This is a genomic window from Corynebacterium uropygiale (assembly GCF_021568315.1).
Taxonomy (GTDB): domain Bacteria; phylum Actinomycetota; class Actinomycetes; order Mycobacteriales; family Mycobacteriaceae; genus Corynebacterium; species Corynebacterium uropygiale.
Map to the genome: position 1 here is coordinate 442,546 of NZ_JAKGSI010000002.1, position 21,309 is coordinate 463,854.

Annotated in this window: 21 protein-coding genes; 19 read left to right on the top strand and 2 right to left on the bottom strand. The window is 66.8% G+C overall.

The genetic code is table 11. The features are described from left to right. Window positions 1-24: 24 nt before the first annotated feature. The 13 genes from L1O03_RS05580 (at window position 25) to L1O03_RS05640 (ending at window position 14,374) form a co-directional block, all read left to right on the top strand. A complete protein-coding gene (locus tag L1O03_RS05580) occupies window positions 25-861 on the top strand; it encodes a tRNA (adenine-N1)-methyltransferase (RefSeq protein ID WP_236118434.1) in 837 nt (278 codons plus the stop codon). A 9-nt stretch (window positions 862-870) separates the two neighbouring features. Beyond that, complete coding sequence (gene arc / locus L1O03_RS05585; protein WP_236118435.1) at window positions 871-2,385, top strand: proteasome ATPase; 1,515 nt, start codon at window positions 871-873, stop codon at window positions 2,383-2,385. A 10-nt stretch (window positions 2,386-2,395) separates the two neighbouring features. After that, a complete protein-coding gene (gene dop, locus L1O03_RS05590) occupies window positions 2,396-3,916 on the top strand; it encodes a depupylase/deamidase Dop (protein WP_236118436.1) in 1,521 nt (506 codons plus the stop codon). A gap of 52 nt (window positions 3,917-3,968) precedes the next feature. Further along, window positions 3,969-4,154, top strand: a complete 186-nt coding sequence (locus L1O03_RS05595) for a ubiquitin-like protein Pup (protein WP_236118437.1) — start codon at window positions 3,969-3,971, stop codon at window positions 4,152-4,154. A gap of 5 nt (window positions 4,155-4,159) precedes the next feature. After that, a complete protein-coding gene (pafA, locus tag L1O03_RS05600; protein WP_236118438.1) occupies window positions 4,160-5,599 on the top strand; it encodes a Pup--protein ligase in 1,440 nt (479 codons plus the stop codon). After that, complete coding sequence (locus L1O03_RS05605) at window positions 5,596-6,570, top strand: helix-turn-helix transcriptional regulator (RefSeq protein WP_236118439.1); 975 nt, start codon at window positions 5,596-5,598, stop codon at window positions 6,568-6,570. Before pafA ends, L1O03_RS05605 begins: the two co-directional genes overlap by 4 nt. Continuing rightward, window positions 6,567-7,550: a helix-turn-helix transcriptional regulator gene (locus L1O03_RS05610; protein ID WP_236118440.1), complete on the top strand. Its 984-nt coding sequence runs from the start codon at window positions 6,567-6,569 to the stop codon at window positions 7,548-7,550. The genes L1O03_RS05605 and L1O03_RS05610 overlap by 4 nt, the downstream gene beginning before the upstream one ends. A gap of 6 nt (window positions 7,551-7,556) precedes the next feature. After that, entirely contained in the window at window positions 7,557-7,877 is a 321-nt protein-coding gene (gene tatA / locus L1O03_RS05615) for a Sec-independent protein translocase subunit TatA (protein ID WP_236118441.1), read from the top strand. A 30-nt stretch (window positions 7,878-7,907) separates the two neighbouring features. Then, complete coding sequence (gene tatC, locus L1O03_RS05620) at window positions 7,908-8,933, top strand: twin-arginine translocase subunit TatC (protein WP_236118442.1); 1,026 nt, start codon at window positions 7,908-7,910, stop codon at window positions 8,931-8,933. Between the two features lie 68 nt (window positions 8,934-9,001). Beyond that, a complete protein-coding gene (locus tag L1O03_RS05625) occupies window positions 9,002-11,695 on the top strand; it encodes a DEAD/DEAH box helicase (protein ID WP_236118443.1) in 2,694 nt (897 codons plus the stop codon). Between the two features lie 32 nt (window positions 11,696-11,727). After that, complete coding sequence (locus tag L1O03_RS05630) at window positions 11,728-12,861, top strand: M24 family metallopeptidase (RefSeq protein WP_236118444.1); 1,134 nt, start codon at window positions 11,728-11,730, stop codon at window positions 12,859-12,861. A gap of 7 nt (window positions 12,862-12,868) precedes the next feature. Beyond that, window positions 12,869-13,624: an SDR family oxidoreductase gene (locus L1O03_RS05635; protein ID WP_236118445.1), complete on the top strand. Its 756-nt coding sequence runs from the start codon at window positions 12,869-12,871 to the stop codon at window positions 13,622-13,624. A 9-nt stretch (window positions 13,625-13,633) separates the two neighbouring features. Next, on the top strand, window positions 13,634-14,374 hold the full coding sequence (locus tag L1O03_RS05640) for a precorrin-6A/cobalt-precorrin-6A reductase (protein ID WP_236118446.1): 741 nt from the start codon (window positions 13,634-13,636) through the stop codon (window positions 14,372-14,374). A 48-nt stretch (window positions 14,375-14,422) separates the two neighbouring features. Here the strand turns inward: L1O03_RS05640 and L1O03_RS05645 are convergent, their stop codons facing one another. Continuing rightward, window positions 14,423-15,172, bottom strand: coding sequence for a hypothetical protein (locus L1O03_RS05645; RefSeq protein ID WP_236118447.1), 750 nt, complete (start codon window positions 15,170-15,172; stop codon window positions 14,423-14,425). A gap of 62 nt (window positions 15,173-15,234) precedes the next feature. Here L1O03_RS05645 and L1O03_RS11600 point away from each other — a divergent pair, with 62 nt between their 5' ends. Genes L1O03_RS11600 through L1O03_RS05665 form a run of 4 tightly spaced genes read left to right on the top strand, consistent with a single transcriptional unit; the run spans window position 15,235 to window position 19,559 of the window. After that, a complete protein-coding gene (locus L1O03_RS11600; RefSeq protein ID WP_236118448.1) occupies window positions 15,235-16,575 on the top strand; it encodes a lipase family protein in 1,341 nt (446 codons plus the stop codon). A 9-nt stretch (window positions 16,576-16,584) separates the two neighbouring features. Further along, window positions 16,585-17,175, top strand: a complete 591-nt coding sequence (locus L1O03_RS05655) for an FxsA family protein (protein ID WP_236118449.1) — start codon at window positions 16,585-16,587, stop codon at window positions 17,173-17,175. After that, entirely contained in the window at window positions 17,176-18,735 is a 1,560-nt protein-coding gene (lnt, locus tag L1O03_RS05660) for an apolipoprotein N-acyltransferase (RefSeq protein WP_236118450.1), read from the top strand. Beyond that, window positions 18,735-19,559, top strand: a complete 825-nt coding sequence (locus L1O03_RS05665; protein ID WP_236118451.1) for a polyprenol monophosphomannose synthase — start codon at window positions 18,735-18,737, stop codon at window positions 19,557-19,559. Before lnt ends, L1O03_RS05665 begins: the two co-directional genes overlap by 1 nt. 103 nt (window positions 19,560-19,662) lie before the next feature. Here the strand turns inward: L1O03_RS05665 and L1O03_RS05670 are convergent, their stop codons facing one another. Then, window positions 19,663-20,058 carry an RNA polymerase-binding protein RbpA gene (locus tag L1O03_RS05670; RefSeq protein WP_236118452.1) on the bottom strand — a complete coding sequence of 132 codons (396 nt, stop codon included), beginning with the start codon at window positions 20,056-20,058 and terminating at the stop codon, window positions 19,663-19,665. A 254-nt stretch (window positions 20,059-20,312) separates the two neighbouring features. Between L1O03_RS05670 and L1O03_RS05675 the strand changes: the two genes are divergently transcribed. Continuing rightward, the gene (locus L1O03_RS05675; protein ID WP_236118453.1) at window positions 20,313-21,038 is read left to right on the top strand and encodes a YceI family protein; all 726 of its coding nucleotides are present in this window, start codon (window positions 20,313-20,315) and stop codon (window positions 21,036-21,038) included. Window positions 21,039-21,055: 17 nt separating this feature from the next. Beyond that, entirely contained in the window at window positions 21,056-21,214 is a 159-nt protein-coding gene (locus L1O03_RS05680) for a hypothetical protein (protein WP_236118454.1), read from the top strand. Window positions 21,215-21,309 lie beyond the last annotated feature (95 nt).

Here is a 21,309-nt window from a genome sequence, read left to right on the forward strand (position 1 = left end):
GTCGGAGGATAAGGGAGAGTCAGTATGGCCTATTCTGGCCCGTTCAAGGCAGGGGACCGGGTGCAGCTCACCGATCCCAAGCGCCGGCACCACACGATCATCCTCAAGGAAGGGGGGATCTTCCACACCAACAAGGGTCAGATCGCGCACGACGACATCATCGGTGCGGACGAGGGCACGGTCGTGACCTCCACCCTGGGCACGGAGTACCTCTGCTTCCGCCACCTCCTCGTCGACCACGTCCTGTCCATGCCGCGCGGGGCGGCGGTCATCTACCCCAAAGATTCCGCCCAGATCCTCATGGAGGGGGACATCTTCCCGGGGGCCCGAGTCCTCGAGGCCGGGGCCGGATCCGGCGCCCTGTCCATGTCGCTGCTGCGTGCCATCGGGGAGAAGGGGCGGCTCATCTCCTACGAGGTGCGCGAGGATCATCTGGACTACGCCTGCTCCAACGTGGACGAGTACTTCGGCGGGCGCCCCGAGCAGTGGGAACCGCGCCTCGGTGATCTGCGGGAGGCCACCGTCGAGAACCTTGGGGGACCGATGGATCGCGTCATCCTTGACATGCTCGAGCCCTGGGAGTGCCTCGAGACGGCCAAGAACATCCTCATCCCGGGCGGGGTGTTCATGACGTATGTGGCGACGGTGCCCCAGCTCATGAAGGTCATGGAGGGGATTCGCGAGCAGCGCTGCTTCACGGAGCCCAAGGCGTGGGAGTCCCTCGTCCGCGAATGGAAGGTGGAGGGGTTGGCCACTCGGCCCGAGCACCGGATGAACGCCCACACGGCGTTCCTCGTCATGGCCCGGCGCCTGGCCGATGGAGTCACCCCGCCGCGACCCCAGCGCAAAGTGCGGCGGTAGGGTAGCCTTATGACTATTCATGAGCCGCACGTGAACGCCGAAACGGCGAGTCTCCAACGCGATCTCCAGGCCGCCCGGGCCCGCAATGCCAAGCTGGCCGAGCTCCTCAAGGAATCGCGCGATCGGCTCAAGGATCTCCACGCGGAGATCGAGGCTCTCGCGGAGCCGGTGTCGACCTTCGGGATCTTCCTCTGCTTCGATGAGTACCGCCGGGACGCCACCATCATCACCGCAGGACGCCGCATGAGGGTGAAGGTCTCCCCGAACATGGATCGCGGCCAGCTGGTTCCCGGCGTGCGCGTGCGCCTCGGGGAGGGCAGCGTCATCGTCGAGGCCTGCGGGCTTCCCGAAACCGGCAACCTCGCCACCCTCATGGAGCGGATCGGCACCAACCGCGCCATCATCTCCACCCCGAGCGGCGAGGAAGCCGTCGTCACCCTCGCCTACGAGATCCAAGGTCACGCCCGCAGCGGCGACACCCTGCTCATCGACCAGCGCGCCGGGGTCGCCTTCGAGCGCATCCCCAAGACCGAGGTGTCCAGCCTCTCCCTCGAGGAGGTGCCGGATGTCTCCTACGCCGATATCGGTGGTCTCGACGAGCAGATCGGGAAGATCAAGGACGCCGTCGAGCTTCCTTTCGCCCACCCGGATCTCTACCGCAAGTATGAGCTGCGGCCCCCGAAGGGCGTCCTGCTCTACGGCCCGCCCGGATGCGGGAAGACGCTCATCGCGAAGGCGGTGGCCCAGTCGCTCTCCTCGCGGATCGGGGATGGTTCCCGCTCGTGGTTCCTCAACATTAAGGGGCCGGAGCTGCTCAATAAGTTTGTGGGCGAGACGGAGCGCCGCGTCCGCATGATCTTCGAGCGGGCCCGCGAGCTCGCCTCGGAGGGACGCCCGGTCATCATCTTCTTCGATGAGATTGACTCGGTCTTCCGCACCCGCGGCTCCGGCGTGAGCTCCGACATGGAGACCACCGTGGTCCCGCAGTTCCTCACGGAACTCGACGGCGTGGAGGACCTCCACAACGTCATCGTCATCGGCGCCACCAACCGCGAGGAGCTTCTTGACCCCGCGGTGCTGCGCCCCGGACGCCTGGACGTGAAGATCCGCGTCTCCCGCCCGGATCGCTCTGCCGCGCGGGACATCTTCACCCGCTACGTCACGGAGGGGCTGCCGCTGGAGGAGCCGGTGGACACCCTCATCGACACCGCGGTGACGGAGCTCTTCCGCGATAAGCCCTATGTCTCCCTCCGTTTCGCCGACGGGGACTGCCAGATCCTGCACTACCGTGACTTCGTTTCCGGGGCCATGATCGCCAACATCGTGGACCGAGCGAAGAAGCTCGCCATCAAGGACGTCCTCTCCGGCGAGGGGCAGGGACTGCACTCCCGGCACTTTGTCGATGCGGTCGCCGCGGAGCAACAGGAAAGCGAAGATCTGCCGAATACCGCCAACCCCGACGAGTGGGCGCGGATCACCGGCAAGCAGGGGAGGACCGTCGTTCAGGTCGATGTCATCGGCTAAGCTGTGACCCATGACGCGCTACATGGGTACGGAGACGGAATTTGGCATCGCAACCCCGGCTCAGCCGGAGTTCAGCCCGATTATCAGCTCCACTCATGCGGTTGCGACGTACGCGGCCCTGCACACCTCCGCGCGCTCTCGCTGGGACTACGTCTCCGAGTCCCCGCTCAAGGATCTCCGGGGCTTTGACCTGCGGCGCTATCACACGGTGCCGGTCGTCGAGCCCGATGCCGTGGGCGTGGCCAACGTCGTGACCTCCAATGGGGGCCGCTTCTACGTCGATCACGCCCACCCCGAGTTCTCGACGCCCGAGGTCACCTCCGCCTGGGACGCGCTCCGCTATGACGTGGCGGGGCAGGTCATCGCGCAGCAGGCCATCGATGCGGTGGCGGAGGTCTCCGGGCGTGGGGTGTCTGTTCTCAAGAACATGGACCCCTGCCCGGCGATCAAGATGTATAAGAACAACGTCGACGGCAAGGGCGCCTCCTACGGCTCGCACGAGAATTATCTCTTCCGCCGGGAGACGGACTTCACCACCATGGCCCAAGGGCTCATTCCCTTCTTCGTGGCAAGGCAGGTGGTGATCGGGGCGGGGCGCGTGGGCCTCGGCGAGGAGGGCCAGACCCCCGGCTTCCAGATCTCCCAGCGTGCCGACTACTTCTACCAGGAGATCTCCCTGGAAACCACCCTCAACCGCGGGATCATCAACACCCGCGATGAGCCGCACGCTGATGCCGACCAGTGGCGCCGCCTCCACGTCATCATTGGCGACGCCAACATGTCCCACACCTCCATCCTCCTCAAGCTGGGCATGACGGCGCTGGTCATGGACGCTATCGAGGAGGGGGAGTCCTTCCGCGACCTCGCGCTCACCGAACCCGTCGCGGCGCTCCAGGTCATCTCCCACGACCCGACGCTGCGCACCACGGTGGAGCTCAAGGACGGCCGTCGCCTCAGCGCCCTCGAGATCCTCGCGGAATACCGGCAAAAAGTCCAGGCGCGCACCCCGGAGGAGGAGTCCATCCTCACGCTGTGGGATGAGGTGACGACGGACCTGGCCGCAGATCCGCTCCGCGCCGCTGACCGGCTCGACTGGGCTGCCAAGTGGGCGCTCATCTCCTCCTACACCCGGCGGGGGCTCAGCATCGATGACCCGAAGATCAAGCTCATCGACCTCCAATACCACGACGTCGACCCCGCGCGCTCGCTCTATCACGCGCTCGTCGCGAAGGGCCGGATGAGAACACTGCTTTCGACGGAGGAGATTGAGGCGGCCGTCGAGAATGCTCCCGAGGACTCCCGGGCCTGGCTGCGCGGCTACCTCGTGAGTAGGTGGGGCGAGGAGGTCATCGCCGCCAACTGGCAGAGCGTCATCCTCGCGAGCCCGAAGGGCAACGCCACCGTGCGGATGGATGCTCTCGACGCGGGCCGCGCCGCCCAGGTGCGCGAGGCCTGCGAGGACGCGGCAGACGTCTCCGCGCTGCTTGAGGCACTGGAGTCCTGCGGCCTGAGCATCACGTATTTTTCCTAATAATGAGGGTAGACTACCCCACGTTCCTGTGTGAAGGAGAGTGAATAGCCCAATGTCATCGCAGTCCCAGATTCAGCGGCATGCCGGGGGCGGGGACGCCCCCGAGGAGGAGTTTGAGGCCGGCCAGGTGTCCATCAACACCGGCGCCACCGATGAGCTCCTCGATGAAATCGACGGCCTCCTGGAAAACAACGCCGAGGAATTCGTGCGCTCCTACGTCCAGAAGGGCGGCCAGTAGAGCGCATGACGCAGCCGGAGATTTTCTACCGTCGGATCATGGGGATTGAGACGGAGTACGGCATCGCGTGCACCGGGGAGACGGGGGAGAAGCGGCTGGGCCCGGATGAGGCCGCCCGCTACCTCTTCCGGCCCATCGTCGCCCGCTATGCCAGCTCCAATGTCTTCATTCCCAACGCATCGCGGCTCTACCTCGACGTCGGGGCGCACCCCGAGGTCGCGACGGCCGAGTGCGATCACCTCTCCCAGCTCCTCGCGCACGATCGTGCCGGGGACACGGCGCTCCACGAGCTCTCCCTCACCGCCGAGGAGGCTCTTCGCCGCGACGGCATCGAGGCCCAGATTCATCTGCTGCGCAACAATGTCGACACGGTGGGCAACTCCTACGGCTGCCATGAGAACTACCTGGTGGGGCGCGAGGTGATCCTCAAGAACCTCGGGAACCGGCTCATGGCCTTCCTCATCACCCGCCAGCTCATCTGCGGCGCCGGCACGATCGCCCGGAAAAATGCCGGTTATCCTGCGGGTTTCTGCATCTCCCAGCGGGCCGACCACGTCTGGGAGGGCGTCTCCTCCGCAACGACGCGCGCCCGCCCCATGATCAACACCCGGGACGAGCCGCACGCGGATTCCTCGCGCTACCGGCGGATGCACGTCATCGTGGGTGACTCCACCATGGCGGAGCCCACGACGGCTCTGAAGATCGGCTCCATGCTCCTCATGCTGGAGATGATGGAGGCCGGCTGGGAGCTTCCTCCCTTCGAGGTGGCCCACCCCTCGCAGCACATTCGCGACATCGCCCGCGACATCACCGGCTCCACCCCCATCGTGATGAAGGACAGCTCCACGGTCACGGCGCTGGAGATTCAAGAGGCCTATTGCGCCGCGGCGACCGAGTACCTCGGGCAGCGCGAGGTGCCGGAGGGGGAGGGGACCCCCACGGAGGAGCTTCGGCGCGTCGTCGAGCTGTGGGAGCGCACCCTCACCGCCATCCGCGCACAGAAGCTTGAGATGGTGGGCAAGGACATCGACTGGGTCATCAAGTACCTGCTTCTTCGTCGCTATGAGGAGCGCTGGGGGACCACCGACCCCCTCGACCCGCGCCTCATCAACCTCGACCTCCGCTATCACGAGATCCACCCCGCACGCGGCCTCGCCCACCTCCTCGAGCGCCGCGGCCTCATTCACCGGTGGATTGACGACGACGCCATCTCGGACGCCCGCCAGCACGCTCCGTCCACTACCCGTGCACACCTGCGCGGGGCCTTCCTCACCCGGGCCCAGGAACTGGGCGCCCCGGTCACGGTGGACTGGATGCGCCTCAAGCTGGACCGGCCCGAGCCGGAGATGGTGGAGCTCAGCGACCCCTTCCAGGCGGTGGATGAGCGCGTCGACGCCCTCATCGCCACCATGGAGAACTACGCGCAGCAGGGGCTCTATCGATGAGCCGAGACAATCGCGTGGAGATGGAGAGGCTGGTCAACCTGACCTTTGCCTTTCTCCATGCCTCGCGAACGGGCCGTACGAGCCTCAGCGCGGACTGGCTCATCTCCCACGTGCGCGGATATGAGCACGAGGAGGGTCGCGCGGAGAGCGCGCGCCGCAAGCTTCGCCGCGATGTGAAGAATCTTCAGCTCGCCGGTGTCCCCATCCGGGCCTTCAGCGAGGACGGCGCCGCGCACTACGCCCTCAACGATGAGGACTACGCCCTGCCCGCGCTGAGCCTCAGTCCCGAGGAGGCGACGGTCCTGGGCTTGGCGGGGGACATCGGTACCTCGGGGGCGCTGTCGGCCTTTGCCCGCTCGGGGTGGATGAAGCTCGCGGCCGGCGGGGCCCGGCGGGACTTGGGGACCACCCCGGCCGTCGCGCTCTCCGCGGACATCGACCGGATGAGCCCCGGCGTCCTCACGGCGCTGCTCGGCGCGCACGAGAGAAAACAGCGCATCGAGTTCGACTATCAGGCCATGAGCACCGCCCCCGTTGTGCGTCGCCGGATGGACCTCTGGGGGCTCGTCGCGCACCGTTCCCGGCTGTACATGGTGGGTTTCGACCTCGACCGCGGCGAGGAACGCGCGTTCCGAATCCACCGCGTCTCCCACGTCCAGGCCACCGGGCCCGCCGGGCACGAGCCGGGGGAGCGCAATCTTCAGGACATCGTCCAGGACTGCCTCCACCGTGGTGGGGAGCGGGTCGACGTCCTCTTCCGTGTGGAGGGGGAACCTGTCTATGACGTTGTGCGCCAGGCCACCAAGCAGCCGGACGGCACGTATCTCCTTCGCCAGGTGGATCCCGAGTGGGCGGCCCGCACGGCGGCAGGGGTGGCACCCGACATGGTGCTGGTTTCCCCGCCCGAGGTCATCGAGGACACGATCGCCCTCCTGCGCCATGCCGTCGGGGAGGGGAAGGAGCAGCAATGAAGGTCTCTCACCTGTCCGACGTCGTCCGCATGCTCAACCTCATTCCTTATTTCGAGCAGCACCCGGGCTACTCACTCATGGAGGCCTCAAGGGATTTGGGCATCGACGCCCAGCAGCTGCTCAAAGACCTCCACTGCCTCTGGTGCTGCGGCCCAGGAGACATGCACGGGGAGCTCGTGGACATGGAGAAGCCCTCCTACCACGGGGTTCTCATTCATGATGATCAGGGCCTCGACCGCGCCCTGCGCCTCACCCGCGTGGAGGCCGCCGCGCTCCTGCTCATCCTCGAGCAGCTCGAGGCGATCCCCGACATCGAGAACCGCCAGGCCGTCGTGTCCGCCGCGGAGAAGCTCCGCTCCATCATGGGCGTCAAGGCCGGGGTGGTCTACGACTCTGACGCGGCCCGCACGACGAACAGCGACGAGGAGCACGCGACCTCCGTCATCGCGGAGGCCATCCGCCGCCGCGTCCTCATCCGCTGCGACTATGTCTCCGCCCGGAGTAATACGCGCCGGGAGCGCGTCGTCGATCCCCATCACCTCTTCAGCCGGGAGGGGCAGACCTACCTGTCCGGGCTCGATACGGAGACAGGGGAGGAGCGCTCCTTCCGGATCGACAGGATGGAGTCCGTGCGCGCCACCGAGGAGGCGGCGGGGCCGTTGACGGGCGCCCGTGACTTCGATCCGAGCGATCCCTTCCACTTCCAGGAGTCCCCCGAATGGGCAGACATTGAGCTCCACCCCCAGGCCACATGGATGGCGGACTATTGGCCCATGGAGCTGGGTCAGGCCAGCGAGGATGGGTGGATCACCGCGCAGATGCCGTGGAGTTCCTCGGCGTGGATGTGCCGATTCCTCCTCGAGCACTCGGATAGGATTCACCTCATTGGCCCGGAGTCACTGCGGGCCCAGGTCGCAGAAAGGGCCCGGTCCGCGTTAGGATCCTATGCGGCGTGCCCTCAACACTCGAAGAAAGGCTAAATACTCATGACTCTTGGTCCGTGGGAGATTGCCCTCATCATCCTCCTGGTGATCGTGCTCTTCGGCGCAAAGCGCCTGCCCGATGCCGCCCGATCCCTGGGTCGCTCGATGCGCATCTTCAAATCCGAGGTCAAGGAAATGGGTCGCGACGACGAGCGCGACGAAGCCCAGCGCGCACAGCAGGCTCAGCAGACCCAGCAGGCTCTGCCCCCACAGCAGCCGGCTACCCCTCAGCAGCAGGGATTCTCGGCGCAGGCCCAGCCGCAGCAGCCCCCGCAGGCCGCTCCCCAGCAGCAGCCTCACGACCCCCAGCAGCCGCAGCAGTAGAAATTCTCGTCTCTCGGAGGACCTTTCTTCATGAGCACACCTGCTCGAGCATCCCGCTCGAGGACGCGGAGGCGCCGCCGGAAGGATAATCCCGACGGCACCATGACGCTCGTCGAGCATCTCATGGAGCTTCGCCACCGCGTGATCGTGTCTCTCATCGCGCTGGCGCTCGGCACCATTGTGGGCTTCATCTGGTACCAGCACGGTTTCTCTCTTTCCGTGCGCGGATATGAGCTCACGGTGAAGTCCCTCGGCGATATTCTTCGCGGCCCCTACTGCAGCCTCCCTCCTGACAAGCGAGCGTCCTTCACCGCCGACGGCGAGTGCCGCCTCCTGGCCACGAGCCCCTTCGAAATGCTCATCCTCCGCATCAAGGTGGGCGCGGTGGCTGGCTGCATCTTCTCCTGTCCGGTCTGGCTGTATCAGCTGTGGGCATTCATCACCCCGGGCCTGCATAAGAAGGAGCGCCGCTTCACGCTGATCTTCGTGAGCATCGCGGTTCTTCTCTTCCTCCTCGGCGCTGTGCTGTCCTATGTCATCCTGTCGGTCGGCCTGGAATTCCTGCTGAGTATGGGTGATCAATACCAGTCGGCCGCGCTCACCGGTGAAACCTATTTCTATTACGTCATCATTCTTCTTCTAGTTTTTGGCGTGAGCTTTGAGCTTCCGCTCATCATTGGGGCGCTCAATATCATGGGGATCTTGCCCTATTCGGCGGTGAAGAATAAGCGCCGCATCATTATCGTCTGCCTCGCGGTCCTCGCTGCCGTGGTCACCCCGGGGCAAGAACCGACATCAATGATCGCTCTCACCGCCTGCCTGAGTCTCCTCACGGAGATCTCCTTCCAGTTCTGCCGGATCAACGATAAGCGCCGAGGGGAGGAGCGCCCCGAGTGGATGGATCTGGACGATGAAGAGTCCTCCCCGCTCAACGAGTCACCCTCACCGATCTCCCAGCCCCAGGCCGTCGCCCGTCCCGGGAGCATCTCCTCCCCGAAGAGCACGGGGAAGAATTACGGCTCGAGCTCCGGCACGGACTTCTCGGACGTGCTCTAGGGCGCGGCAGTGCGCGATCCCGGCGCCCCCTCGTCGATGCCCCTTTCGGATTCGGTACCGTAGGGGGCATGGCGACCTTTCTTGAGGAGTTTGTTCGCGGTCTTTCTTTTCCCCTTGATCATTTTCAATATGAGGCCTGCCGCCATATTGAAGATGGACAGGGGGTTTTAGTCTGTGCCCCGACGGGATCCGGGAAAACAGTGGTGGGGGAGTTTGCCGTCGCCCAGGCTTTATCCCAGGGGACCACGTGCTTTTACACCACCCCCATCAAGGCGCTGAGTAATCAGAAATTCCACGACCTCGTGGCCACCTACGGGGAGGAGAGCGTGGGGTTGCTCACGGGGGACGTCTCGCTCAATCCCGACGCGCCAATCGTCGTGATGACCACCGAGGTCCTTCGGAACATGATCTATTCCCAGTCGCGGCGGCTCGACAGGCTGAGTCATGTCGTCATGGATGAGATCCACTACCTCGCGGACCGCTCGCGCGGCGCCGTCTGGGAAGAGGTGATCCTCAACCTCGACGAGTCGGTGGTGCTCATCGGGCTTTCCGCCACCGTCTCCAATGCGGAGGAGTTCGGCCGCTGGCTGACTGAGGTGCGGGGTGACACCGCCATTATCGTGGCCGAGCACCGGCCCGTCCCGCTCCACCAGTGGATGATGATGGGCTCCCGCGTCTACCCGCTCTTCGAGGAGGAATCGCCAGACTCAACGGCGAGGCCCCGGGTGAATCCTCGGCTCCTCGAGGCCGCCGAGCGCTCCGAGTCCCGAGGCCGCCGTCGAGTCCCCATCGGCCGGCCGCAGGCCATCGCCGCGCTGGGCCACCACGACATGCTGCCGGCCATCTTCTTCATCTTCTCCCGGGCGGGCTGCGATGGCGCCCTCTACCAGTGCCTGCGCTCAAAGACGGTGCTCACCACCCAGGAGGAGGCGGAGGAGATCGAGCGGCTCGTCGATACGGGGATCGCGGACGTCGCCCCGGAAGACCTCGAGGTCCTCGACTTCCGCCGCTGGCGCGCCGCCCTCAGCCGCGGTTTCGCCGCCCACCACGCCGGCATGCTCCCGGCCTTCCGTCACATCGTGGAGGAGCTCTTCAGCCGGGGGCTTATCAAGGTGGTGTTCGCGACGGAGACCCTCGCCCTGGGAATCAATATGCCGGCGAGGACCGTGGTGCTGGAGAAGCTCGTGAAGTTCAACGGGGAGGCTCACGTCGACCTCACTCCCGGGGAGTACACGCAGCTCACCGGCAGGGCGGGGCGTCGGGGCATCGATGTGCAGGGCCACGCGGTGGTCGAATGGACCCCGGACATCGATCCGCGGGCCGTGGCGGGACTGGCAAGCACGCGCACCTACCCCCTCAACTCCACCTTCCGCCCCGGGTACAACATGACGGTGAATCTCCTCGCCACCATGGATTATGAGGCGGCGGTCTCCCTCATTCAGCAGTCCTTCGCGCAGTTCCAATCCGATGGTGCGATCGTCGCGGAAGCGCGCAGCATTGAGCGGTTGCAGGGCACCCTCCAGGAGGTGGAGGCCCAGCTCCACCGGGAGCTCGAGCACTGCGCCCCCGAACTCCTCGACGACGAGGACGCCGCAAGCCTCATCACGGAATACATGGGTATCCGTCGGGACCTCAGCACCGCGGAGCGGGAGCAACGGCGCCGCGGCCTCACCGAACGCCACCGCGAGATCACGACGCTCTTTGCCCGCCTCAACTATGGGGATGTCATCGCCATGCCGGGGGCGAAGCGCCCGGTGCTGGCCGTCGTGGTGCAGCCCGCCCAGCGGCCGAATGATCCGCGCCCGCTCGTCATCTCCGAGCAGGGGTGGTGCGGGCGCCTCGCGGCGGGGGAGTTTGGGAACCCTCCGGTGATCGTCGGCACGATGAAGCTGCCCCGCGGCATGGCCAAGCCGGGTCGCAAAAACACCCGCTACGTTCTCGATCACTTCCGGCGCCACCACTACAACCGCCCCAAGAAGCTACGCCAGCGCGCCAGGATCAAGCAGAGCGCGGAGGTGAAGCGGCTGCGCGCCGCGCTGCGCTCCCACCCCGTCCATCACTGGCCGAGGGACGAGCGAGAATTCCTTGCGCGCTCGGCTGATCGCGTCGTCGAGATCCGCCAGGAGATTGCGCGGCGTGAGAAGAAGATCGACGGCGCCTCGGACACCCTGGCCCGTGTGTTCGAGCGCATCACCACGATGCTCACGGAGCTCGGCTACCTGCGCACCGAGGAGGGGCAGGTCACCGTGACGGAGGAGGGGGAGCGCCTGGCCCAGCTGCACCACCCCTCGGATCTCCTCGTGGCCCAGTGCTTGAGGAAGGGCGTGTGGGAGGGGCTCGACCCCGCGGAGCTCGCAGCCGTTGCGGCCTTGTGCACCTTCGAGAATCGGCGGGACACGGGTGGGGAGGAGGTCGAGGTGCCCACGGAGCCGCTCGCCGCCGCGATGAACGCGACCGAATCCCTGTGGAATGACCTCGTCACCGAGGAGCAGCGTCATGGGCTCGCCCTCACCCGGATGCCCGAGTCCGGCCTGTGCACCGCCATCCACCAGTGGACGGCCGGCGCGCCCCTCGAGTACTGCCTTGCCGCTGCGCACGCGAGCGGTTCGGAGCTCACCCCAGGAGACTTCGTCCGCTGGTGCCGCCAGGTGGTGGACCTCCTCCGGCAGATCGAGAAGGGCAGCCCCAGCGAGGATCTGCGCCGCGCCGCCCGCAAGGCGGTGGGCGCCATCCAGCGCGGCGTCGTCTCCCTCGACCTCTAGACCGCTGAGGGCCGCGCGTTAGGATGGGGCCCATGACTGATTCTGCGCAGTGCTTTGATTCGGAGGTGTATGCCCAGAGGCTGGAGAAGGCTCGGAGCCTTGTCCAGGACAACGGCCTCTCGGGCATGATCATCGGGACGGGCCCGGAGCTCGCGTATCTCACGGGGTCGTGGGTGTCCACGCACGAGCGGCTCACCGCGCTCGTCGTCCCCGCGGAGGGTGAGGCCATCATCGTCGTCCCCGACGTCGACCGCGGCGATCTCCAGCTCTCCGCCATCCCCGACCTGCCGATCACGGTCCGGGGTTGGTTCGACGGCGTCAACGCGCACGAGATCGCAGCGAGCGCGATCACCGGGGAGGGCCCGGTCGCGTTGGGGTCGAGCCTCACGACGGCCCACGTCCTCGCGCTCCAGGAGCTCCTCGCGCCGCGCCCGACGGTGCTGGCCACCCGCCTCCTCGCGGGGCTCTTCGCGTGCAAGGATGACGCGGAGATCGAGCAGCTCCAGGGCGCGGCCGACGCCATCGATCGCGTCCACGCCGCCGTCCCCGGCCTGCTCCAGCCCGGCCGCACGGAGGCCGAGGTCGCCGCGGACATCGAGCGCCTCATCCTCGAGGAGCACTCCGCGGTGGACTTCATCATCGTCGGCTCGGATGAGCACGGAGCCAATCCGCACCACTCCTTCTCGGAGCGCGTCCTCACCGAGGGCTCGCCGGTCGTCGTCGACATCGGAGGCACCTACGGGGTGGGCTACCACTCGGATTGCACGCGCACGTACATCGTGGGGGGAGAGGCGGCCATCGAGAAGGCGCCGGAGGAGTTCCGCTCCTATTACGCCATCCTCGAGAAGGCCCAGGAGGCGGCGTTCCAGGCGGTGCGCCCGGGGGTGAAGGCCTCCGAGATCGACGGCATCGCCCGCGGGATGATCGCCGACGCCGGCTACGGCGAGGCTTTCTTCCACCGCACCGGCCACGGGATCGGCCTCTCTACGCACGAGGAGCCGAACATCTCCGCGGACAATGACCTGGTCCTCCAGCCGGGCATGTGCTTCTCCATCGAGCCGGGCATCTACGTCACCGGCAAGCACGGCGCGCGGATCGAGGACATCGTCATGGTCACCGAGGACGGTGCCCACCGCTTCAACACGCAGCCGCGTTCGCTGCGCTAGGAGTCCCATGCCTGCCCGCGAACCCCAGCGCCCAGGGGATCTCCTTCTGCTTGGCGCCACCAGCGACATCGGCGGAGAGATCGCCCAGCGCCTGTGCTCCGGCCGACGGATCCACCTCGCCGCGCGTCGACCCGAGGCTCTCAATGATCTCGACGCCCAGCTCCGCGCCCGCGGAGCAACCGAGGTCATCCGCCACTCCTTCGAGGCCACCGACGCCAAATCCCTCAACGCAGTCCTCGAGGCCATCGACGGGCCCCTAACCTATGCGGTGGTCTGCTTCGGCATCCTCGGCGATCAGGAGCGCGCGGAGCGCGACGCTGAGCACGCCGTGGAGATCGCCACGGTGGACTACACGGCCCAGATCCGCGCCCTCACCGAGCTGAGCTCCCGGCTCGTGACGCAAGCGACACCGAGCGTCCTCGTGGCGTTTTCCTCGATTGCGGGCTGGCGGGCGCGCCGGGCCAACTATGTGTATGGCTCCACGAAGGCCGGCCTCGATGCCTTCTGCCAGGGGCTCATGGACCGGCTGCACGGCTCGCCGGTGCAGCTCATCCTCGCCCGGCCGGGCTTTGTCATCGGCTCCATGACGGAGGGCATGAGCCCGGCACCGATGTCGGTCTACCCCTCGGACGTCGCCGAGGCGGTGGTGGAGGCCAGCCGTGGCAGCCGCAGCCGGACCCTGTGGATTCCCGCTCGGCTGCGTGTCCTCGCGTGGATCATGAGATGCGTGCCTCGCCCGGTGTGGCGACGCATGCCCAAATAGGGGAGAACTATGCGCGTACTCATTCTCGGCGGCTCGGAGCCGGCCCACCAGCTGGCCCACGAACTCGTCCGTCGCGATTGGTGGGTGACCACCATTCTCCCAGGTCCCGGCCGCACCCCCGCGGGGCAGGTCCGCATCGGTGACCAGGGCGGGGCAGCGGGGATCGCCCGCTTCATCATCGAGCACGGGGTGGAATACGTCGTCGATGCCACGCCACCCTTCGAGGAACGCGCGAGCATCCTCGGCGCTGAAGCCGCCCGGGCCACCTCCACCCCGTTTTTCCTCCTCGCTCAGGCGCCCTGGCAGCCGGGCCCCCACGATCGCTGGCAATCGGTCACGACGCTCGAGGGTGCCGTGCAGCCGGCGTCGCGAAGTTTCCGCCACATCCTGCTGGACTTCTGGGACGCCCCGGAATCCGCCTCCGCCTTTGCCGAGGACCGCGATAACCTCTACGTTCTCCGCACGGCCGTGCCCCGGCGGGGCCGGGCAGTCCACGGGCGCACTCCCGCGCGATTCCGCATCATCGGGCAGGCGCCGGACAGCGTGGAGGGGGAGAAGCAGCTCCTTCGCGACAATCAGATCGACGGCATCGTGCTGCGCAACACCGGGGATACTCGCTCGGAGCCCACTCTCGACGCCGCCCGCGAGCTCGCCATCCCCATCATCCTCATCGACCGCCCCGCCCCTCCCGGCGCGACGCTCTCCTGCCACGCCGTCCCGGAGATCCTTCACGCCCTCCACGCCGATTAAGGGCGACGAGGTCCGAAGAGTCCGGCGAGGCCAGCGCGGCCAGCCCACTCAGCGGGCGGATTCCGGCTTTTCTTCGATGTCCTCGACGTCATACTCGCCCTCGCCGGAGGCCACATACAAGACGTGCTCCTCCACCGGCTCGCCGCAGCGCTCAGCGCAGCCCACGAGGTGCGTTCGGGTCTCGACACCGGACCTGGCAAGCTGAACGGCGTCCTCCTGGACTGCTGAGAGCCCGTGCGGGCAGCGCGGCGCCCCCACGCAGGCGCTCACCTGCGCCCAGGGGGAGGCGGCGTCAAAGACCATTCCCGCGGGCGCGAGCACCCGCAGCGCTTGCTCCGCCACGCCCTCCTCGAGCCCGGCGAGGAGAATCCGAGCATCCCGCCCGCTGCGCACCCGCGCACCGAGGATCCCGAATATGTCCGCGAGCTGCGCAGACAGCCGCCCCAGCGGCAGAACCGCGCCGAGCTCCACGGTGCCGTCCTCGGTGTCCGTCCAGCCGATTCTCACCGTCGAGCCCTGAGAGCCACGGTCCTCGAGCGGTTCGGACGCCGCGGATTCCCCGCACAGCACCTCGAGGAGCTCCACGGCGGCCGGAACATCAGCCTCCTGAAGCCCCCGAACTCGATAGTTTCCGCTGGCGGTGAGGTAGAGCGCACCATCGCCGAGGCGGGCGAGCGCCGCGAGCGCCTCCCACGCCGAGGCTCCCAGCCACTGCCCGGCGACGCTGGCCTTGAGGCTCAGGCCGTCGCGCCCCTCCAGCGGGTCGAAGCGAGAAAGATCATGCGGGTGAGCGTGCATTCTCCTCATCCTAGTCGGGTGGCCACGCCCCACCTGCGCGCTCGGGCGCTAGGGTGGGCAGGGTGAACCCTGGGAAGACGGAGATCGGTACATTCTCGACGCGCACCCCGCCGTCCTCCCAGCCAGACTCCGTGCGCTACGCAGGCGCCCCTCGGGTCATGGCGCGCGTCCTCGGGGCGGGGGCTCTCGGCCTGCTCCACGCCAGGACCAGCCACACGCCGCGCCCAGCCCCCAGGCTCCCGCTCCCGCGCGTCGCCGCCCCGGGGAAGCTGAGCGCCGTGCCCCAGCGAGGAGACCTGCTGGCCGCGCGGCCGATCTCCCTCGTCGGAACCCATCCCTCCCTTCTTCCGGCCTCGGGCACGCACCTCACCTACGTGAGCGCGGATTCCCGAGGCCGCCTCCTTCCGACGACCGGCGCGCTCCTGCGCTCCCACCGGCCGTGGCAGCGGGGCCCGCGCCCTCTCATCGTCTTCGCCCCCTCGACGCAAGGGGTGGCCCCGTCCTGCGATCCGAGTGCCAGCTGCGCGGTGGGGATCGCCGCGCGGTTGCGCCCCCACCTGGACCTCATCATGGCCTATGAGCAGCCGGTCATCGGGCTTTTTCTCGCCAGTGGGGCGGACGTCGTCCTCACCGATTACCCCCGCGACCCCGCCACCGGCACCCAGCTCTACTGCGAGCACCGGGCGGGTGCCGCGGCGCTCGTCGACGCCGTGCGCGCCGCCCGCACCCTCGGCGTGTCGGAGGAGGCGCCTTTGGGCGTGTGGGGCTTCTCCCAAGGCGGCGGAAGCGCGGGTGCCCTCCTCGAAGATCCACCCAGCGACTGCCCGTGGCCCGTGCGCGCCGGGGTGGTGGGGGCCCCGCCTTCGCGCCTCGATGAGGTGCTTCGCCACGTCGATGGCAGCCTCGTCACCGGGGTCATCGCCTATAGCCTCGCGGCCTTCCTCGTCGACGAACCCGCCATCCAGGGCGAGGTGTGTGCCCGCCTGAGCCCCGCCGGCATCGCTGCCGTCGAGGACGCCCGCAGCACCTGCGCCATCGGCGCCGCCCTGCGCTGCGGCTGGCGCGATTCCTCCACATGGACCCGCGACGGCCAGCCCCTCGCCGACACCCTCGACGACGCCCCCGCGCTCCGCGCCGCCCTCACGCGGCGACGCCTCGGCCACACCGCCCCCACCGTCCCCGTGCTCCTGTGGTGCTCGACGCACGATGACGTGGTCCCGCCAGCCCAGGTCCGTGCCCTCCGCGCGGACTGGGAGGCCCGGGGCGCTCAGGTGTCGTGGCGGGAAAACTCGTTCCCGCGGATTCCTGGCCAGCTGGGGATCAACCACTTTGGCCCTTACTACCGTCACGCGGTGAACGACGCCTTCTGGCTGCTCGACCACGTCACGAAGGAGACTGGGTAGGGTAGGGGCGTGCCTTTTTTGCTCCTCATTCCCTATGTCCTCATCGAGTGCCTGGCGTTCTGGGCCGTTTCTCTTGGCATCGGAACGGGCTGGGCGCTCGTTCTCCTGTTGATTTTCTTCTTCGGTGGCCTGCTGCTTGTTCGCTATGAGCTGCAGAAAGTCGCCCTCGCAGCCGCCGAGGGGCAGCAGGATCCGGGGAGCGCGATGGGGGATATCGGCCTCATTCTGTCCGGCTGCGTGCTCCTTGTCCTTCCGGGTTTCGTCACGGGGGTCCTGGGCCTTCTCCTCGTGATCCGGCCGACGCGCGTCATGATGCGCTCCATCCTTGCGCGCAAGGTTCGGCGCGGCATCGAGGACATCGGCGTGCGGACCTTCGGCGCGAATGGGCGTTTCCCCCGCACGACGTACGGCGATGTCCGCATGCACCCGGCTGGACCGGCCTCCGCTGAGCCCTCCGCCCCCGCTGAGCCCGAGGACGTCATCGACGAGGAGGAGCTCCACCGCTGGTCCGAGTCCCTCCGGCCGGAGGACTTCACCGATCCGGACGATCCCCACAAGAACCCGCCCCGGGGCAACAAGCCCGACGGGAAGGACCACTAAGTGGCCCTTCTCCTCCGTCTTCTTCTCGCAGCGCTCTCGGGGGTCTGCTTCTTCGCCTCCTTCGAACCACTCGGCTGGTGGATTGCTGGCATCGTCTCCGCTCTTCTCCTCATTCTCAGCCTCATGCCGTGGACCAGCGACCGGCTGCCTGAGCGTCTGCGTCGTCCCCTCCGCGGACGCGGCGGCATGCTCATCGCAGCGGTGCAGGCTCTCGTCGCATATCTCTGCCTGCTGCCGTGGGTAGGGGAGTTCGTGGGCCCGCTGCCCTATGTGGCCCTCGCGGTGGTGCTGAGCCTGTATTCGCTGCTCCTGGGCGGGGCGGGCGCTCGGCTCTTGCACCGCCGTGGCGGGCTGCTCGGATTCGTCTTCCTCTACGTGGTAGTGGAGTGGCTGCGCAGCTCCTGGCCTTTCGGAGGCTTCGCCTGGGTGCGCCTGGCGTGGGGGCAGATCGACGGCCCACTCGCCGCTCTCGCCCGGTGGGGAGGGCCCTCGCTGGTGACGTTCGCGACCATCGCGCTCGCGGCGGCGTGCATCGCCCTCTACCGGGCGCTTGCCTCCCGCGGTGGCTCGCTGCTCCCCGCGATCCTCTCCATCCTCCTCATCGTGGGGAGCGCCGGGTGGTGCGGCCTCCAGCTCAACGCGCCGGAGCACACCACGGGGCGCACGACGGTCGGCGCCGTGCAGGGCAACGTCCCGCGCATGGGCTTGGACTTCAATGCCCAGCGCCGCGCCGTGCTGGCCAATCACGTGCGAGAGACCGAGGCCATCGACGAGCCCGTCGATTTCCTCGTGTGGCCGGAAAACTCCGTCGACGTCAACCCACTCGTTGACCGCGCCGCAGGGGAGATGCTCCAGGAAGCCCTCGACGCCGTCAAGGTGCCGATCCTCATTGGGACCATCACCGTGGACGAGGTGGGGGACCGCAACACCATGCTCGTCATGGATCCGGAGAAGGGGCCCGTCGACAAGCACATCAAGAAGTACCTTCAGCCCTTCGGCGAGTACATGCCCATGCGCTCCTTCCTCCGGCACTTCAGCCCCTATGTTGACCGTGCTGGCAACTTCCAGCCCGGTGATGGCGATGGGGTCGTCGATATCGCCGGTGTGCGCCTCGGGATCATGACGTGCTACGAGGTGGCCTTTGACCAGGCCGGACGCGATGCCATCTTGCACGGCGCCACGCTGCTGGCGACCCCCACCAACAACGCGACCTTCGGTTTCACCGACATGAGCTACCAGCAGCTCGCGATGAGCCGTATGCGCGCCATTGAACTCGACCGCGCCGTCGTCGTCTCCGCCACCTCGGGTGTTTCCGCCATGGTCGAGCCCGACGGCACCGTCACGCAGCACACCCACATCTTCGAGCCCCGGCATCTTGTTGCGGAGATGCCCCTGAGGGATACCATCACTATGGCCGCGCGCTACGGTTTTATCATCGACATCACGATGGTTATTATCGGTACTTTGTTCATGGCTTGGGCTTTCGTCCCTCATCGGGGCGCCTCCCTCGACCAGGGACACGCCGCCCCATCCAGGTCCACACGAAAGAAGAGGAAATAATGAGCGCCCCCTCAGAGTCCACTCTGGTCGTCATCCCCACGTTCAACGAGCTGGAAAACCTTCCGCTCATCGTGGGCCGCGTGCGCACCGCCGCACCGGATGTCGACGTCCTCATCGTCGACGACAATAGCCCCGACGGCACCGGCCGCAAAGCCGACGAGATCTCCGCCGCGGACTCCCAGGTGCACGTCCTCCACCGCGAGGGAAAGGAGGGGCTCTGCGCCGCCTACATGGCGGGATTCTCCTGGGGTCTCGAGCGCGGCTACCAGGTCATCTGCGAAATGGACGCCGACGGATCCCACGCCCCCGAGCAGCTGCACCTGCTCCTCGAGGAGATCGACAAGGGCGCGGACCTCGTCATTGGGTCCCGCTATATCGACGGCGGCAAGGTGGTGAACTGGCCGAAGAAGCGCTGGTTCCTGTCCCGCGGCGGCAACATCTACATTTCCGCGGCGCTGGGTGCGGGTCTCAGCGACATGACCGCAGGGTACCGGGCTTATCGTCGCGAGCTCCTCGAGAAGCTGGACCTGGAGGCGCTCTCGCACGCGGGCTATATCTTCCAGGTGGAGCTCGCCTGGCGGGCCGTCGAGGCTGGCGCCGACGTCTGCGAGGTCCCCATCACCTTCACCGAGCGTGAGATCGGCGAGTCCAAGCTCGATGGCTCCTTCGTCAAGGATTCCCTCGTGGAAGTGACCAAATGGGGAGTCCAGCACCGCGTGACCCAGCTGAAGGAGCTGAGCTCCATCCTCGGCGAGCTCCGCGGGGAGCGCCAGCGCAAGAAGCAGGCCCGCAAGGCGCGCCGCCAGATGCGCGACGCCGACTAGGCTCCGGGGCGGGGCAGCACACGTCACACGAGCATGAAGAAAGCGAGGGGAGAAGGGGAGAGGCCCCTCAACTCCTCCTCGCTCAGGGAGTGCGGCGTGGCTATTACTTGCCGTCCTTTTCCTGCTTGGCTTCCTGCTCTTTCTGCTGTTTGAGAAGCTTCGCGGCGTTTCGACGACGCTTCCGCAGCTGCTCAATACGCTCTTCCAGGAGGGCGTCGAGTTCCTCCATGGAGCGGCGCTCGCAGAGCATGTCCCAGTGCGTCCGCGGGGGCTTGGCGGGCTTGGCCTCGGTGCCTTCGCCCTCCATGAGGATGCCGACCTTCCCGTTCTTGCACAGCCAGGTGCCGGGGATTTCTGCGTCCTCGGCGAAGGGGACCTCGTAGACGTCGCCTTCCTCGGTGCGATACTTCACTAACTGACGGGGCGCCAGGTCGTGATCTCGATCGGTTTCATAACTCACGGCGCCCATCCGGCTGCCACGAAGCACGCGGTCTGCCATCTTGACATCAGTCCTTTCTGGTTGTGTTCGCACCCTCTCGCGACGCGTGTGCGAATCCTCGGCGGATTCAGACACCACAGTATAACGAATGATGCCCTCCGCTTATTCCCGCGCCGGGGAGTCCGCGCCGATCATCCGCCGGCTCTCCGTGCAGCGCGGGATCTGGCCCGTCGTGGCGTACGCCCACACACCGACTATGCTAGAGAAAACACCGTTGCCTCTCTGCGAAGAAAGTCGAGTGCTAAGACGAAGCCATGGCTGCTCAACCACGTCAAACACGGAAATTCCAGCGCAATAACAAGGTCGTTGCTCTCTTCGTGGCGTTGATCGTCATCCTGGCGGTCGCCGGCGTGGCACCCATGATCGTTTCCGCCATCATGGGCCCCGGCACGCGCACGGAGATGCTCAATGCCGATGGCGCGAAACCCGCCAGCACCGACGTTACCGGCCACTGGACGGTGGGCAAGGGCTCTCGTCCCAACACCTCCGCCGTCGGCTTCACCTTCGAGGAGATCCTCCCGAGCGGGCACAAGCTCACCTCTGGCACGACGCACGACGTGTCCGGCTTCGTCGACATCGAGGGGACGACGCTCCAGCGCGGCGAAGTTACCGTCCAGATGGGCAACATTTCCACCGATGAACAAAAGCGCGACATCAACGTCCGCCGCAAGCTGCTCTTCACGGACCAGTACCCGGAGTCGCACTTCACGCTCACCAAGCCGGTTGACGTCTCCCAGGTGCCGGGCAATGGCACGCCGGGCACGCTGACGCTCACGGGAACGCTCACCATCATGGGGCAGTCCCACGAGATCACGCAAGAGTTCCAGGCGCTGCGCGATGATGACCGCCTCGTCGTCTCCGCCGATGTGCCCATCGCCCGCGAGGACTACGGCGTCAAGACGCCTGACTTCATCGCCGCGAAGGTTGCCCCGAAGGGTCTTCTCAACATCCGGCTGAGCTTCGACAAGTCTGAGGGCTAGGAAGGACGGGCTCGACGGTGGACCCCAGGCGTCTTCATATGTTCTTGTGGCTGAGGCTCGTCGTCCTCGTGGTGTTCTGCGGCTACGTCGCGTACGAGGGAATGACGATCGTTGCGGTGCTCGCAGCGTTGCTCATCGTCCTTACAATCTGGCAGCTCATCATGGCGTATCGCTAGATCCCTCCCCAATTGGCCGATAATGTACATTATGTCATTTAGCGCGTGGGGCGATTGACCCCTCGCCATACGCGCCCCTCCCCGTTCCGCGCGAC